This window comes from Mastigocoleus testarum BC008 (genome assembly GCF_001456025.1).
GTDB classification, from domain to species: Bacteria; Cyanobacteriota; Cyanobacteriia; order Cyanobacteriales; family Nostocaceae; genus Mastigocoleus; species Mastigocoleus testarum.
Window position 1 is genome coordinate 64,104 of record NZ_LMTZ01000083.1, and the last position, 16,164, is coordinate 80,267.

Here is a 16,164-nt window from a genome sequence, read left to right on the forward strand (position 1 = left end):
GGATTACTTGTTACTGAGTCTAGTGAAGAAGGCAGAGGGCAGAGGGCAGAAGGCAGAAGTGAGCAATATGGTAGGGGCTTCCAACCCACTACCAATTGCAAGCCACCAAATTTAAATTTTGGTGGGGGTCTTAAACCCTTGCTCCCTCCGGTCGCCAGAAGCTCTACGGCATATACCTTCTGCCTTCTGCCTACGTTCACGCAGTGCGTACAAACTTCTGCCTTTCCTGATAAATACAGATATATGGAATATGTGTATATCCAAATAAAGGCTAATTTTATATTTTTTGCTTATGTGTAGCAAATATATCTGTACTTTAATAAAACAAAGATTAACTCATTTATGAAAAGGAATTTGAAAGAATTTGGTGCTAGCCTAGTTAACCCAAACTATGCTCCCATTGGAGTTAAAGTTGCAATTGTAGTTGGTTCTATTTTATTTATAATCAACCACGGCACAACATTAATAAAAGGCAAAATGAATCAAGAGCGTTGGATTTCTGCGACTATCAGTTATTTAGTTCCATATATGGTGTGCGTATATGGTCAACACACAAGTAGTGCTAAGCATAAGTCAGATGAGTCGTGACTAGCAATACTTACTCCCGTGGGGTTTTGAGCAGTCCAACGCTTGAATGCATGGTGGAATGCACTCGGTTCCGAAAACACTAGTAAAAATGCTACATCATGAAGCTACATCATGAATTGAATTGTTGGGCTGTTTGAGATAGCGCATTGCCAATTCTTTACGCCGTTTCAGCTAAAAGTTGCTAATATAGTCTCCCCAAGCCTTGCTCGCGTCTAACGCAAAGGTTCCGTATTCCCTACAGTACTCAATCCTCGACGAAAGATATTTCTAGCTGCATTCTCGTCTCTAACTTTTTATTCTCATTATTAACTCCTCATAATTAGTGTGACACAGTACTAGTGGTCTGTCCCATTAGTTGTCAGTTTTACCACAAAACTCGGTAGAGACGTTGCATGCAACGTCTCTACAACCCATCATATTTAATGGGACAAAGCACTAGAGCATTCTTGGTTTGTATATTGCAAAAGTAGCGCAACTGTTACCCGTCCAAAGACTTTTCCAAAGTATTCAACCCAGACGCGGAATTGAAATAACAGATCGGAAAAGCAACAAAGAGTGAGGAGTTTTAGCCAACTAATTGTCATTAAACTTACAAGGAAACAGTTGACATTAATTATAGTGAAAACTACCATAAATGGATAACCCGTTAAAAATGAGGGGTAAGGGTTAAATGAAAGATGTCGCAAAGTTTGACCGTGTGTATGAATACGAGCGGCAAAAAATAAATAATGATAATCAAGATTGTGAGAATCAAAGCTATGAGAATCGAGAACTAACTATAAATAGTAACGACTATAGTTTGCTGACCGACCTTTACCAATTGACAATGGCTGCTTGCTACCACGCAGAAGGTGTGGAACAAAAAAGTGCAAGTTTTGAGTTATTTGTCAGGCGCTTACCTGAAGGTTTTGGTTATTTGATTGCTATGGGGCTAGCGCAAGTATTAGAGTATTTAGAAAAATTGCGCTTCAGCGAAGGACAGATTAAAGCTTTGCAAGCTACGGGAATTTTTGCTAAAGCTCCCGAGGAATTTTGGCAGTTGTTAGCATCCGGTGGTTTCAGCGGTGATGTTTGGGCTGTACCTGAAGGAACGGTTATATTTGCAAACGAGCCGATATTGCGAGTAGAAGCGCCTTTATGGCAAGCACAATTAGTTGAAACTTATATATTAAATGCAATCAATTACCAGACATTAATTGCAACGCGAGCCGCAAGATTGCGCGATATCGCGGGTAAATCAGCTAAATTATTAGAATTTGGTACCAGGCGAGCATTTAGTCCCCAAGGCTCATTATGGGCTGCACGGGCTGCACTTGCTGGTGGTTTAGATGCTACATCCAATGTATTAGCAGCCTTACTATTGGGAACTCAACCCAGTGGAACGATGGCTCATGCTTTGGTAATGGCGCTATCAGCAATAGAAGGTGGTGAAGATAAGGCATTTACAGCTTTCCATCGTTACTTTCCCGGCGCACCTTTATTGATTGATACTTATGATACTGTTGCTGCAGCTGAACGCTTAGCTTCTAAAGTAAACTCAGGAGAAATTGAATTAAACGGGGTAAGGTTAGATTCTGGAGATCTAGTGGAATTATCTCAAAAAGTGCGATCGCTACTTGGAGATGTACCAATTTTAGCTAGTGGCGACATCGATGAATGGGAAATTGCTAGATTAAAAGCAGCAGGTGCTCAAATAGATGGTTATGGAATAGGAACCAAACTAGTAACTGGGGAACCTGTGAATGGAGTTTATAAATTAGTTGAAATTGATGGTATTCCAGTAATGAAAGAATCTAGTGGTAAGTTAACTTATCCAGGACGCAAACAGATTTTTCGTTGTTTATCAGCAGGAAAAATACAAGCCGACTGTTTGAGTTTAGCGACCGAAGATACTTCTGGAGAATCTAAAATCCTTTCTCAAGGCTTAATACAACAACCATTATTAAAATTAATAATGAAATCAGGTCAGAGAGTAGCAAAGTCGGAAACGATCGCCCAAATTAGTGAAAGAACCACTTTATCTGTTGCAACTTTGCCAGAATCAGCAAAAAAATTGAACGAACCAGGAACTGCAAATGTAGAAATTTCTCCAGCATTAATTCAGTTAAGTGAGAAAACCAGAAGAAATAAGTAATGAGTAAGAAGTAATGAGTAATGAGTAATGAGTAATGAGTAATTGGTAATTTGGTCTTCCCCATCCTCCCACACTCCCCACACTTTCCCCAGTCGCCAATCCCCAATCCCCAATCCCCAGTCGCCAATCCCCAATCCCCAATCATGAAAATTGCTTTATTTGGTACAAGCGCAGATCCGCCAACTGCTGGACATCAGGCAATTCTAAGTTGGTTGTGTTCTAAGTACGATCGTGTTGCGGTTTGGGCTGCAGATAATCCTTTTAAGTCCCATCAAGCAAGTTTGTCCCATCGTGCAGCGATGTTGGAATCATTAATTAACGATCTCAAAACAGATCTCAAAACACCAGGAAACATTGCTTTAGAACAAGATTTAAGTAGCTTGAGGACTATTGAAACATTGGCAAAAGCTAGAGAACTTTGGGGAGACGAAACCGAATTTACTTTAGTTGTTGGTTCTGATTTAGTTGCTCAATTACCGCGCTGGTATCAGGCGAGGAAGTTATTACAGCAAGTAAAATTATTAGTAGTGCCGCGACCTGGATATGCGATTAATCAAAGCAGTTTGCAAGCAATACAAAGTATTGGTGGAGAAATTGCGATCGCTAATCTAACTGGCCCAGATGTATCCTCCACAGATTACCGTAAAAATGGTAATTTAGAAAACCTGACGCCATCTGTCGCTGCATATATTCTTATTGAGCATTTATACGAATGCCAGGACAACAGCAACGAAAACCTACAAGTGCAATAAATCAACAACCTTTGGCTGATTTCAAGGTTGGTGTTGATAATGTCATCTTTTCTGTGGATATTACTGAGAATCGATTATTGGTTCTGTTAGTAATGCGGCAACAAGAACCATTTGCAAATTATTGGAGCCTTCCAGGGACTTTAGTACGTCAAGGCGAGTCTCTTGAGGATGCTGCCTATCGGATTATGGCAGAAAAAATACGAGTTAATAATCTTTATTTGGAACAGTTATATACTTTTGGTGGTCCGAAGCGCGATCCAAGGGAAGCTTGTGATAGTTATGGCGTGCGTTATCTTTCGGTGAGTTATTTTGCTTTGGTGAGATTTGAAGACGCACAATTAATTACTGATGGTGTCACAGGTGTGGCGTGGTATCCAGTTAAAGATGTACCACAACTCGCTTTTGACCATAATGAAGTTTTGAATTATGGAAATTGTCGTTTGCGAAATAAGTTGGAATATTCTCCGGTAGCTTTTGATGTTTTACCGAAAATGTTTACTTTAAATGATTTATATCAGTTGTATACCACTGTTTTGGGGGAAAATTTCTCTGACTATTCTAATTTCCGCGCCCGTTTACTAAAGTTAGGTTTTTTATATGATACCGGGGTTAAAGTATCCCGAGGTGCTGGACGTCCAGCTAGTTTATATCAATTTGATGCAGATGCTTTTGCACCTTTTAAAGATAAGCCTTTGGTGTTTATTTGAGGGATTGGGGACTGGCGACTGGGGACTGGCGATTGGGGTAATTTAATTATGCGGTGAGCGCTCGCGGTGCGTTACGGCTGACGCCTAACACACCCTACAAAACTATAGCGTGCGCGTTCCTAGCGTAAGCGTACCGGATCCGCAGGTAGCGCAGCTATAGGTATTGCGCATTAACTGGTAACTGTTAACTGATAACTGATAACTGATAATGAAAATTGCGATCGCTCAAATTAATCCAATTATTGGAGATTTAAAGGGAAATGCTGATAAGATTCTCCATGCTGCACAGAAAGCGAATACTGCTGATGCGCGGTTGTTGCTAACGCCGGAGTTATCTTTATGTGGCTATCCACCGCGAGATTTATTATTAAATCCTAGTTTTGTTGATTCTACTAATCTAAGTTTGCAAAAGTTAGCTGCAGAAATTCCCCCAAATATTGCTGTGTTGGTAGGTACGATTACAGAAAATATCAATGCTGCAAGTAATGGTGGGAAAACTTTATTTAACAGTATTGCTTTATTGGAAGCAGGTAATATCCAAAAAATCTTTCATAAGCGACTGTTACCTACCTATGATGTATTCGACGAACACCGCTATTTTGAACCGGGTTTACAGGCAAATTATTTTACTTTAGATGGTCTGAATATTGGTGTCACCATCTGTGAAGACTTATGGAATGATGAAGAGTTTTGGGGTAAACGCACTTACAAAATAAATCCTTGGGCTGATTTATCAGTTCTTGGAGTGGATTTAGTGGTAAATTTATCGGCTTCTCCCTATACTCTTGGCAAACAGGGTTTTCGAGAAAATATGTTGAAGCATAGCGCTCAGCGGTTTGAGCTACCAATTATCTATGCAAATCAAGTTGGTAGTAATGATGATTTGATTTTTGATGGTAGAAGTTTTGCTTTAAACCGTCGGGGTGAAGTTACTTGTCGCGCTCGTGGTTTTGGTACTGATTTAGTCGTAGTTGAATTCGATGAAGCAGCAAAAGATTTGCAACCGACTAGAATCGAACCTGAGTATAGTTGCGAAGATGAAGAAATTTGGCAAGCTTTAGTTTTGGGAGTGCGGGATTACGCTCGTAAGTGTCGTTTTTCTAAGGCTGTGCTTGGTTTGAGTGGAGGGATAGACTCGGCGCTAGTTGCAGCAGTCGCAGCAGAAGCTTTGGGTCGTGAAAATGTTTTGGGTGTTTTAATGCCTTCACCTTACAGTTCTGACCATTCGGTTAATGATGCTTTAGCATTGGTAGAAAATCTTGGTATTAATAGTAGCACTTTACCGATTGGGGATTTAATGCAAGGTTACGATCGCACCTTTGCTGAACTATTTGCTGGTACAGAGTTTGGTTTGACAGAGGAAAATATTCAATCCCGGATTCGGGGAAATTTATTAATGGCGATCACCAATAAGTTTGGTTATTTGCTGTTGTCTACCGGTAATAAGTCGGAAATGGCGGTTGGTTACTGTACTCTTTACGGTGATATGAATGGTGGTTTGGCTGTAATTGCTGATGTTCCCAAAACTCGGGTTTATTCCCTTTGCAATTGGTTGAACACTCAAAAAATAAACACTCAAAATATAAATATTCAAAAAATAAACAATCAAAAAATAAACAATCAAAAAACTACCCACAAAAGACCGCCAAAGGAAGTTATCCCAACAAATATTATTACTAAAGCACCCAGCGCTGAGCTTAAACCGGATCAAGTAGACCAAGATTCTTTACCTGCTTATGAAATATTGGATGATATTTTGGAGCGATTGGTAAATAAACATCAGTCAACAGGGGAAATTATTGCTGCAGGTCACGAGCAGGTGGTTGTAGAACGAGTCGTGCAATTGGTTGCTCGAGCAGAATTTAAACGCCGACAAGCACCTCCAGGTTTGAAAATTACTGATCGCGCCTTTGGTACTGGTTGGCGAATGCCGATTGCTAGCAATTGGCTAGATGCGATAAAAAGTAAGAATAAATTAGCAATTGAAATGAGCAATGCTAATGAAGGACATACGGACAGTTCCCCAGGATAGACCCTTAAAAATTATTATCGGTGCTGGCGAGCAGTCATACCCCGGTTGGATTGCTACTCTTAACTAGCACATTTTCAAACCCTTACGAAAATCAACCAATTGCTAGCGATGATGACAGTGGTGAAGGAAGAAATGCCAGATTAGTTATTAAGTTACCCAAAACTGGTACTTACACAATCGGTGTTATGAACCGTAAACCAGGGGAAATAGGGAAATATCAACTAACTTGGCGAGAAGCACTACCCCGAGATATAGAACTAGCAGAAGCAGAAAAACTCAATCAACAAATAATTCAACTGGAGAAACAAGGGAAATATGCACAAGCCATTCCCCTAGCCCGACGTGCATTAGCTCTGCGTCAAAAAAATTTAGATGGCGACCATCCCAATGTGGCAACTAGCTTGAACAATTTAGCAGCACTGTACTCAAGCCAAGGAAGGTACCCCCAAGCCGAACCCCTTTATCAACAAGCCCTCCAGATGACAAAGCGGCTGTTTAAAGGCGACCATCCCAATGTGGCTACTAGCTTGAACAATTTAGCATTCCTGTACGATAGCCAAGGAAAGATCGATCAGGCTATTGAATTTTTAACCCAAGGATTGGAAATTCAAGAAAGGTACCTGGCTTACAACCTTACACCAGGATTTGAACGTCGAAAGCGGCAATATTTAGCTAAACTTTCTGGGACTACAGATGGTACTATTTCCCTACATCTCAATTCTGCGCCACAAAATCCCCAAGCTGCTCGTTTAGCCCTAAAAACAATATTACAACGCAAAGGAAGAATCTTAGATTTCCTCACTGATAGCCAAGGAATTCTCCGTCAGCGCCTCGACGATCCAGGAAGTAAGACATTATTAAAGCAACTATCCCAAGCCCACACTGAATTATCAAACCTAGTTTTTAATGAACCAGAAAAACTAAAACTATCTCCAGAAGCATATCGCATTGAGGTGGGAAAACTGGAAAAACGAGCAAAATCATTGCAAGCTCAGCTTAGCGATCGCAGTAAAGAATTTCGTATCCAATCCCAACCCGTAACAGTAGAAATAATTCAAAAACTTATCCCTGCGGATACAGCTTTGGTGGAAATATTTCGCTACAGACCCTTTAATCCCAAAGCAAAGCCTGACAAGCGATGGGGTAAAGCTCGTTATACTGCATATATTTTATCTGCCCAAGAGGAACCCCAAGGCATAGATTTAGGTGGAGCAGAAGAAATTGAACAGGTTTTAGGTCATTTTCGTTTGTCTCTGCGAGATAGTGGTACTAAGATTTCTCTAGTCAAAGAATATGGACGGGAACTAGATAAAATTCTCATGGAACCAGTGAGAAAACTATTAGGTAATACCCGCAAAATTTTAATTTCTCCCGACAGTAATCTCAATCTGATTCCCTTTGAAGCCTTGGTAGATGAAAAAAATCAATATCTCGTAGAAAACTATACTTTTACTTATCTTACCTCTGGCAGGGATTTAATTAGATTAAAGAATCAATCTCCCAATGGCGAATCTCCCAATGGCGAATCTGCTAACCAAAAATCCACCAATCAAACATCTATAATCATCGCCGATCCAAACTTCAGTCGTCCTGGAGAAACAGTTGCAATTAACCCAACAACCGAACCGAAACCCGAACTAAAACCCAATAACAATTCCCAAAACCCCGATCGCAAACCTTCCATTAAGGTATCCCAGAGTAATTTCCCACCTTTACCAGGAACCAGAAAAGAAGCTGAAGCGATAGCACCATTGTTAAATGTTGAACCTTTGCTCGGTCGAAAAGCAACAGAAGCAGCAGTCAAACAAGTTCAAGCACCAAAAGTTCTCCACATTGCAACCCACGGCTTTTTTGAAACCAACCCTCAAACCGAACTAGATCGCCAAACCCTCACTGATAACCCCCTGCTGCTTTCCGGTTTAGTTCTTGCAGGTTTGAGAGAACTAAAAAGTGGTGCTGAGGATGAAAATGGTATTCTTACTGCATTAGAAACATCAAGCTTAAACTTGTTGGGAACTGAACTGGTGGTTCTTTCCGCTTGCGACACCGGTCAAGGTCAAGTTACCAACGGCGAAGGAATTTATAGTTTGCGTCGCGCTTTAGTCATCGCTGGTTCGGAAAGTCAGGTTATTAGTTTGTGGAAAGTTGAAGACAATGCAACTAAAAACTTAATGACAAATTATTATCAGCAACTGTTAGATCCAAAAGCCAAAACCGGTCGCAGCGAAGCATTACGTCAAACCCAATTAAAAATGCTGCGGGGAGCAATATCACAGAAAGAAAACTTACCCAAAAAACAATATGAACATCCCTACTACTGGGCGGCGTTTATACCTTCCGGCGACTGGCGCGGCATGGGAGAATAAGGGATAAGCTGTCTGTCGTGCATTAAAAATGCACAACAGCAAGTAAAAAGTAAAAAGTCATTAGCGTCTAGCGTAAGTGTACCGGATCCGTAGGTAGGGCAGCTATAGGTTATGACGCTGTAGACACTTAAGTGTCTGTGCTTACGCCCCCCCCACCTTGCTAACACTTTATGTTTGCCCGCATCCTAGCGGATGTTAGCGTTGCTAGCGTAGCGTACCGGATCCGTAGGTAGCGCAGCTATAGGTATTGCGTGACGTAGTCATACAGCTTTGCTGTCTATAACGCGTCACACTACATTAATGCGTGTCCGTAGGACATTATTGAAGAAAGTTTGAGACTTCGCTATCGAATAAAATAATATACAAATTAGATGCGTAAGGAATGAGAATTTAATAACCTGTAATTCTGAAATTTGGAATGGTGCGTTACGCGACGCTAACAGCACCCTACTTTTGTACTTTATTTAATCCACATTCCTAACAACTTATCAAATTTCTGGAAACAAAAATACATCAACATAATTTGCCAAAACTATCTGACGAGTAATATAAATTTGCATCGCTAATAACTGAATTGGATTTCCATCAGAATATAAAATAAAATCTTCAAACCATTTTTTACTACCAGAAACTCTGTAAAAAAACCTGGGCTAGGTTTATCTTTGAGTTACTCTATTATTGTGAAAAAACATTTTGGTAAATTAAAGTTTAGAGAATGTTCCAAAAGTCATATTATTTACCTAAAATATCTTGGTTCCCCCTAAATCCTCCCCTGAGTTGGGGGACTTTTGCCCCCTTTTTTAGCGGGTTGGGGGATCTCAATAGTGACTTTTGGTAATAAACGAGACTCTTAAAACATCTTCTTAACTCTAAACCTAGCCAATAAACAGAAATACTGATTCGTTTACCTCTACAATCTGGAAACTGCTAGTGGTAGAAAAGTTCTATTGCAATGTCCTTATTAGGGTTTCTGTTATCATCAAAGGTGTGTATCATAAAAACAAATTAATATAAATTCAAAATGGTAGAACGCCCAATCAAAAAATCCGATCGTCAGCCAAAATTAAAGACTGACGATAATTCTGGGAATTCCAATCCCACTCCCACAGGTGAGCGTTCCAATCCAACTCGGGAACGACGAGGAAATCGTAAAAACTCCAAAGGTAAGGGCAGAAAATCTTCCTTCAAGGATGAAGAAAAGCAGTATGTGAATCCTGCTTTAGCTCGTCCTCCTAAGCCACCCAAACCTAAAGAAAAGGAGGAGATAGAAGCTTCTGCTGAGTCTGAGCCTGAAACTACTCCAGAAACTGAAGAAATTTCGTCAGAATCTCAAGAAGAGAAAGCAGAAGAATAGAACTTAAGCGCCATTGTGGATACGTGACTACAAAGTTCACTTGAACTGATATAGATAGTATCTAAATATAATTAATTTTAATGATAACTGATGTTCGCGACTCATAAGATACGCGAACAAATTTTTTCTGTCAAAAAATACAAAATTGCCAGAAAATCCAAAAACTTAATAAAAGCTAATCCGAAACAATATTTTAAACATTCGACCTTAATAAAAATTTATAGCCTAATCAAAAATACGGCTAAATACAAAAAATAAACTATATATTGTTCTGTAAGACATTGATATTACTTACTTTAATCTTGTTTTATAGAAACAAATAGCACTTCGCATGTACCAGTTGCTCAGGATTTTTGTTTGAAAGTTCTAGTTTTTAAAGCTTTGGTTTAAGTATTGATTTATCTCTTGCACCTATAACTAATTCTCGATTATCACTGGGACATAGGCAAAAAATTATCAACCTGAAGTTTAATAAAGACGTCGCGAACATGAAACTATTTCATAATTTAGCAGCAGTAGCAGCAACAACAGTCTTAGGGTTTGGAGTAATTTCAGCACCAGCTAGTGCAGCAGGTTTTAGATCTTGTACCACCGGTAGTTATGACATTTCAGATAATGTCACAGGCGCTTCTAATTGTGACATTAGCAACGATTTCAGCCAGGATTCCGTAAGTCCCAATAAACCCCTCACAGTTAATGAAGCAGGCTTTTTTGGCAATACTGATTGGATGTTTGGTGGCAAAATTGGTAGTAACAGTGGTTACAAAGGTACATCTGACGGACAATCAGGCAGTTGGGACATATCAAATGTAATTAAAAGTACTTGGGACGACGTCATGCTTGTGTTCAAATCTGGACAAGGAACACAGCTTGTAGGTTATCAACTTAATGATGCAGTAAGTTCTGGTACTTGGGAGTCACCTTTTGAAAAAGCTGCATTTAATTTCAAAGGTAAAAATACTAAAGATGTATCCCACATTAGCGTTTACTACAGGGAAGAACAAGAAACACCCAAAAAAAGGTCAATACCTGAGCCCACTTCAATGTTAGGTTTGTTAGGATTTGGTGTATTTGGAACTGTATCTACACTAAAACACAAGCAAAAGCAGGAAGCATAAAATAAAGTTGTGCTTTGCTTTACAAGTCTCAACTAAGTATTTTACAGGGCGATATATCTTAATTTTTACAAGATTTTGTCGCAATTAAATAATTAGAGGCGTAGACAGACTCGTATTTTATCTACCATTTAATAATCCCAAAAACATCATAGAGACGTAGCAATGCTACGTCTCTACAACTTGTGAAAAATTATTCGGTTGCCTACTCTTATGAAAAAAATATCAGCTCTAATGAGCGTCCTGCAATTCATAAAAATCAGGCGACACGTAATCTTTACGCAAAGGATAACCAATCCAATCTTCTGGCATTAAGATACGCTTCAGATTTGGATGTCCTTCGTAAACGATACCGTACATATCATAAGATTCGCGTTCTTGCCAATCTACGGTTTTCCAAATCCAGTAAACCGAGGGAACTCTAGGATTTTCCCTAGGCAAAAATACTTTAACGCGTACTTCTTCTGGACGATCTGCATTATCACTTACTTTAATCAAGTGATACATGCTTACAATTTCTTTACCTGGACCCAAGTCAATTCCAGACTGACACTGGAGATAATTAAATCCGTAGGCATATAAAGCCGTTGCAATTGGTAGCAATAAATCCGGCTCAACCTTAATTATCTCCACCCCTTCATGGTCAGCTTCTAAAGATTCATGGTTGTCAAAACCATTTTGCGTTAACCACTGAGATACTTTACCTGCTTCTACAATAGATGCTTCTGTTTCTGCTGCTGGTTTAGATTCTTCAGCCACCTGGATTTACCTCCTTCTGGGATTTAGAAGTCATCAAAGCAGGGGGTACGGGCATTCCCATCGCTTCTGTTAATTGTTGCGGTGGAGTTTCGCGAGTACCTGATTGCAAATACTTGCCAGTTAGAATTTGTTCTACAGGCTTCATGCTGTGAGTGGTGCTGTAGTAGCGGTGAGTTTGCTTGACTAAGCCCCGCTCCTGCATTGAATTATCTGCAATCTTCTTCCTTAATTTGATAATTGCGTCAACAATCGCTTCTGGGCGTGGAGGACAACCCGGTAAATAAACATCTACCGGAATTAATTTATCAACACCACGTACGGCAGTAGGAGAGTCGATGCTGAACATTCCACCAGTAATAGTACAAGCACCCATAGCAATCACATACTTGGGTTCTGGCATTTGTTCGTAAAGCCGCACCAACTGGGGTGCCATTTTCATGGTGATTGTTCCCGCCGTAATAATCAAATCTGCTTGACGTGGGCTAGAACGGGGAATCAGTCCAAAGCGGTCAAAATCAAATCGCGAACCAATCAAAGCTGCGAACTCAATAAAGCAGCAAGCAGTCCCAAATAACAGGGGCCACAAACTAGAAAGTCTTGCCCAGTTGTACAAATCGTCAACTGTAGTCAGAATAATGTTTTCTGACAATTGTTGGGTTACTTGAGGACGCTCAATCGGATTAATGATGTCTTGTTTCGAATTAGTTTCTAAGACCATTCCAAAGCTCCTTTACGCCATGCATAAACTAAGGCAACTACAAGAATTGCAATAAAAATTAATGCTTCAATAAATGCCAACAGTCCCAAACGGTGGAAGGCAACTGCCCAAGGATATAGAAATACAGTTTCTACATCAAAGACAACAAACACTAAGGCAAACATGTAATAGCGAATGTTGAACTGGATCCAGGCACCCCCAATGGGTTCCATCCCGGATTCATAAGTAGTACGCCGTTCTGGATTGCGACTGCTGGGTCGCAGGAGCTTGGAAGCTGATAAAGCTAAAGCTGGTACTAGGCTGCAGAGAATTAAAAAGCCTAGGAGGTACTCGTAACCGCTGAGGACAAACACAATAAGCTTCTAAAGAATAAGGATCGGAATAAATAGAATAACTTTGTTACGTTCTTTCACATTATATATGCTCCATCTTTATTGAATGCTGGAAAAGCTGCTGGACGGATATTTGATTAGTTTTATAAGTGATATATAGAACTAATATTTATGTCATAATTTGTAACGTATATTTAATATTTTTTTTGCAAGTTGTAAATTTTACATGGAACCATGAGCGAACAAGCTGTTGAAAACGCCTTAGACCGGTATGAATGTCGTGCTTGCGGTTACATTTACGAACCTCTCAAGGGAGACGACAAAAATGATATTTCACCAGAGACTTCTTTTGAGGATCTACCCTTCAAGTGGCGTTGTCCGGTGTGTGCTGCTCCAAAAAAAGCTTTTACCAATGTTGGACCAGAAGGTCAAGCCTCAGGTTTTAAAGAAAATCTTGGCTATGGCTTTGGCGTCAATCAATTAACACCAGGGCAAAAAAATATCTTGATTTTTGGTGCTTTAGCAGTTGGTTTCTTATTCTTTCTCAGTTTATATGGTTTAAATTAATAATCGCTGTCATCAAAAATCGATTAGCAGCAGTTTAATCAAAACTTATGAGATAGCAAAGAAAATAATAAGACAGAAGAATTGATATTTAGTGGCAATTGTTCGGCTACACCTTACAACAATACTGTCTTTAAGTAAAGTTCTATGTCATTACCGAAATGACAAAGGCTAAGTACTGTCTGCCTTTGATGAACTTGTTACTAGATTTTGAGATTTTAATCCTGCGAATTTAATCCTACGAATTTAATCCTGCGAATTCAATCCTGCGAATTCAATCCTGCGAATTCAATCCTGCGAATTCAATCCTGCGAAAAATATGGAAACTGCATAGCATTCCAGGATATTACTTTTCAGTTGTCGAAAAGTCCCTATCTCTTAAGAGAATTTTAGAAAAACTAATCAATACAAAAGTACTTGTACAATGAAAATTTGGCAGCAGAAAATTTGGCAACAGAAAATTTGGCAACAATTATTCGGATTCTTCTTGGTTATTCTTTTATGTGTGGGTTGTTCTAAAGTAGAATCTATCGCCTATAATCCATGGGATGTAGTTGCCCTACCCACAGAAGAGAAAATACTAGATATTGCTTTTACTCAAAATTTAGAGCATGGCTACTTGGTAGGAGCAAATTCAACTATTTTAGAAACTCAAGATGGCGGTAATAGCTGGAAAGAAATTAATTTGGAATTAGGCGATGAGAACTATCGTTTCAATTCCATTAGTTTTAATGGTCAAGAAGGTTGGATTGTCGGCGAACCTGCTTTGATGCTACACACCACTGATGAAGGTCGCTCTTGGTCGCAAGTTATTCTAAGTGAAAAATTACCTGGTACTCCAGTTAATATCGTGGCTTTAGCTGAAAACACTGCTGAAATGGCTACCGATGTAGGTGCAATTTATCAAACTGATAATGGTGGTAAAAATTGGAAAGCACAGGTAGAAGGTGCTGTAGGTATTGTAAGAAATATGGAACGTTCCCCAGATGGTAGATACGTTGCAGTTTCAGCGAAAGGAAACTTCTATTCTACTTGGGAACCCGGACAGCAGACTTGGCAGCCCCATAATCGAAACAGTTCCCGGAAAGTAGAAAATATGGGCTTTACAGGAGATAATCAAATATGGATGCTTGCCCGTGGCGGTCAAATTCAGTTTAGCGAACCAAATAATCCCGAAGAATGGCAAGAACCAATATATCCAGAATTTTCCACTAGTTGGGGATTATTAGACGTAGCTTACAGAACTCCTGATGAAGTTTGGCTCAGTGGTGGTAGTGCTAATTTACTCCGCAGTACTGATGGCGGACAAACCTGGGAAAAAGATAGATTTGTAGAAGAAGTACCCACTAATTTTTTCAAAGTGGTTTTCTTATCTGAGAAACAAGGCTTTGTAATTGGCGATCGCGGTGGTTACTTACTCAAATACAACCCAGACATATCAGAAGTGGCTCCATCTGAGGGAGATGAGGCTTAATTCTGCAGAATTAACTCTGGAGTTTCATTAATTTTGGGGTTTCGATTCTGAGAGAAAGAACAGAATGGATTAGTTACAGATTCCACAATTCAGTCAAAAATAGCACAGCTGTTTGCAATTCAAATCTGCTAACTCCTGATTTTTACATTAGGGTGTCTGTTAGCGGCTAGGATAAGAGTAGCGTAGATATTACATAACCTCAGTCACATTCTGATTTCTGAATTCTGTACAGACGTAGCGTGCTACGTCTCTACGACTTCTAAATTCTGATTCCTGACTTCTGATTCCTGACTTCTGACTCCTGATTCCTGACTCCTGACTCCTGACTCCTGACTCCTGACTCCTGACTCCTGACTCCTGACTCCTGACTCCTGACTCCTGACCTCTGACTCCTGAATTCAAATTTATCCCCTAATTTTCTGAGAAAATCGTTGCGACTTGTAACACTTTCTAAACTTTGTAGGATAATAAACACATCATCAATAATAAATAAAGGTAGAAATCCTCATGTCAGGTACTACTGGCGAGCGCCCATTTTCCGACATTATCACCAGTGTTCGTTACTGGGTAATTCATAGCATCACCATACCAGCATTATTTATTGCAGGTTGGTTATTTGTAAGCACCGGCTTGGCTTATGATGCATTTGGTACACCTCGTCCAGATGAATACTTTACCCAAGCACGTCAAGAACAGGTGCCTATTGTTGATAATCGCTTTGATGCGAAAAAACGAGTTGACGAATTTATTAAGTAATAAGCAGCTTTTACTATGACTAGCGGAAATAACATTAATCAACCAGTACAATATCCAATTTTTACGGTTAGATGGCTTGCTGTTCATACCCTAGGCGTGCCAACCGTATTCTTTTTAGGTGCAATTGCAGCAATGCAGTTTATTCAACGCTAGGAGAATTCAATGGATAGAAATAGCAATCCTAATAATGTGCCAGTAGAACTAAACCGGACCTCTCTTTTCTTAGGTCTTTTACTAGTGTTTGTTCTAGGTATTCTGTTTTCCAGTTACTTCTTTAACTAATTGAAATAACTGTTGATATTCAATATTTATTTAACAGAACAAAGCTGGTAATTATTCAACCAAATTTGCCACTTTGTCATGTTTATCTGTGTAATTTATCAGATAACAAAACCAAGGCAAGGTACAATAGGTGTACTAAACGACGCGTTCTTCCCTCAAGGAATTCGCGACGAAAATAACTGTCTTCAATAATTAATACTGCCCCTGTATTGCAGGGCAACAATCCTGGGT

At 39.6% G+C, this 16,164-nt stretch carries 17 protein-coding genes; 13 read left to right on the top strand and 4 right to left on the bottom strand.

The window, feature by feature from the left end; genetic code table 11:
• Positions 1 to 342: 342 nt before the first annotated feature.
• The 8 genes from nrtS (at position 343) to BC008_RS13055 (ending at position 11,051) form a co-directional block, all read left to right on the top strand.
• Positions 343 to 588 (top strand): nitrate/nitrite transporter NrtS, encoded by a 246-nt coding sequence (nrtS, locus tag BC008_RS13020; protein ID WP_058183543.1) that lies wholly within the window; start codon positions 343 to 345, stop codon positions 586 to 588.
• 670 nt (positions 589 to 1,258) lie between these two features.
• The gene (locus BC008_RS13025; protein WP_082650538.1) at positions 1,259 to 2,722 is read left to right on the top strand and encodes a nicotinate phosphoribosyltransferase; all 1,464 of its coding nucleotides are present in this window, start codon (positions 1,259 to 1,261) and stop codon (positions 2,720 to 2,722) included.
• Positions 2,723 to 2,865: 143 nt separating this feature from the next.
• Positions 2,866 to 3,474 carry a nicotinate-nucleotide adenylyltransferase gene (locus BC008_RS13030; protein WP_027847042.1) on the top strand — a complete coding sequence of 203 codons (609 nt, stop codon included), beginning with the start codon at positions 2,866 to 2,868 and terminating at the stop codon, positions 3,472 to 3,474.
• Positions 3,435 to 4,181 (top strand): NUDIX hydrolase, encoded by a 747-nt coding sequence (locus BC008_RS13035; protein WP_027847043.1) that lies wholly within the window; start codon positions 3,435 to 3,437, stop codon positions 4,179 to 4,181. Before BC008_RS13030 ends, BC008_RS13035 begins: the two co-directional genes overlap by 40 nt.
• Before the next feature lie 208 nt (positions 4,182 to 4,389).
• Positions 4,390 to 6,213: an NAD+ synthase gene (locus BC008_RS13040; RefSeq protein WP_058183542.1), complete on the top strand. Its 1,824-nt coding sequence runs from the start codon at positions 4,390 to 4,392 to the stop codon at positions 6,211 to 6,213.
• A gap of 20 nt (positions 6,214 to 6,233) precedes the next feature.
• Complete coding sequence (locus BC008_RS13045) at positions 6,234 to 8,579, top strand: CHAT domain-containing protein (RefSeq protein ID WP_058183541.1); 2,346 nt, start codon at positions 6,234 to 6,236, stop codon at positions 8,577 to 8,579.
• A gap of 1,021 nt (positions 8,580 to 9,600) precedes the next feature.
• Positions 9,601 to 9,933 carry a hypothetical protein gene (locus tag BC008_RS13050; RefSeq protein ID WP_027846565.1) on the top strand — a complete coding sequence of 111 codons (333 nt, stop codon included), beginning with the start codon at positions 9,601 to 9,603 and terminating at the stop codon, positions 9,931 to 9,933.
• A gap of 488 nt (positions 9,934 to 10,421) precedes the next feature.
• Positions 10,422 to 11,051 (top strand): PEP-CTERM sorting domain-containing protein, encoded by a 630-nt coding sequence (locus tag BC008_RS13055; protein WP_153009566.1) that lies wholly within the window; start codon positions 10,422 to 10,424, stop codon positions 11,049 to 11,051.
• 228 nt (positions 11,052 to 11,279) lie between these two features.
• Here BC008_RS13055 and BC008_RS13060 read toward each other — a convergent pair whose 3' ends face one another.
• Genes BC008_RS13060 through ndhC form a run of 3 tightly spaced genes read right to left on the bottom strand, consistent with a single transcriptional unit; the run spans position 11,280 to position 12,878 of the window.
• The gene (locus BC008_RS13060) at positions 11,280 to 11,807 is read right to left on the bottom strand and encodes an NAD(P)H-quinone oxidoreductase subunit J (RefSeq protein WP_027846564.1); all 528 of its coding nucleotides are present in this window, start codon (positions 11,805 to 11,807) and stop codon (positions 11,280 to 11,282) included.
• Positions 11,800 to 12,525 (bottom strand): NADH dehydrogenase subunit K, encoded by a 726-nt coding sequence (locus tag BC008_RS13065; RefSeq protein WP_027846563.1) that lies wholly within the window; start codon positions 12,523 to 12,525, stop codon positions 11,800 to 11,802. The genes BC008_RS13060 and BC008_RS13065 overlap by 8 nt, the downstream gene beginning before the upstream one ends.
• Entirely contained in the window at positions 12,516 to 12,878 is a 363-nt protein-coding gene (ndhC, locus tag BC008_RS13070; protein WP_027846562.1) for a photosynthetic/respiratory NAD(P)H-quinone oxidoreductase subunit C, read from the bottom strand. Before ndhC ends, BC008_RS13065 begins: the two co-directional genes overlap by 10 nt.
• Before the next feature lie 213 nt (positions 12,879 to 13,091).
• Here ndhC and BC008_RS13075 point away from each other — a divergent pair, with 213 nt between their 5' ends.
• Together BC008_RS13075 and BC008_RS13080 are read left to right on the top strand one after the other, a co-directional pair.
• A complete protein-coding gene (locus BC008_RS13075; RefSeq protein WP_027846561.1) occupies positions 13,092 to 13,424 on the top strand; it encodes a rubredoxin in 333 nt (110 codons plus the stop codon).
• 421 nt (positions 13,425 to 13,845) lie between these two features.
• Positions 13,846 to 14,895 carry a photosynthesis system II assembly factor Ycf48 gene (locus BC008_RS13080; protein WP_036269430.1) on the top strand — a complete coding sequence of 350 codons (1,050 nt, stop codon included), beginning with the start codon at positions 13,846 to 13,848 and terminating at the stop codon, positions 14,893 to 14,895.
• A 259-nt stretch (positions 14,896 to 15,154) separates the two neighbouring features.
• On the opposite strand, the gene BC008_RS46400 is transcribed toward BC008_RS13080, so the two are convergent.
• Entirely contained in the window at positions 15,155 to 15,370 is a 216-nt protein-coding gene (locus BC008_RS46400; protein WP_161938105.1) for a hypothetical protein, read from the bottom strand.
• Positions 15,371 to 15,402: 32 nt separating this feature from the next.
• Between BC008_RS46400 and psbE the strand changes: the two genes are divergently transcribed.
• Genes psbE through BC008_RS46405 form a run of 3 tightly spaced genes read left to right on the top strand, consistent with a single transcriptional unit; the run spans position 15,403 to position 15,933 of the window.
• The gene (psbE, locus tag BC008_RS13085; RefSeq protein WP_058183540.1) at positions 15,403 to 15,651 is read left to right on the top strand and encodes a cytochrome b559 subunit alpha; all 249 of its coding nucleotides are present in this window, start codon (positions 15,403 to 15,405) and stop codon (positions 15,649 to 15,651) included.
• 15 nt (positions 15,652 to 15,666) lie between these two features.
• Positions 15,667 to 15,804 (top strand): cytochrome b559 subunit beta, encoded by a 138-nt coding sequence (gene psbF, locus BC008_RS13090; RefSeq protein WP_058183539.1) that lies wholly within the window; start codon positions 15,667 to 15,669, stop codon positions 15,802 to 15,804.
• 9 nt (positions 15,805 to 15,813) lie between these two features.
• Positions 15,814 to 15,933, top strand: coding sequence for a photosystem II reaction center protein L (locus BC008_RS46405; protein WP_072207713.1), 120 nt, complete (start codon positions 15,814 to 15,816; stop codon positions 15,931 to 15,933).
• Positions 15,934 to 16,164 lie beyond the last annotated feature (231 nt).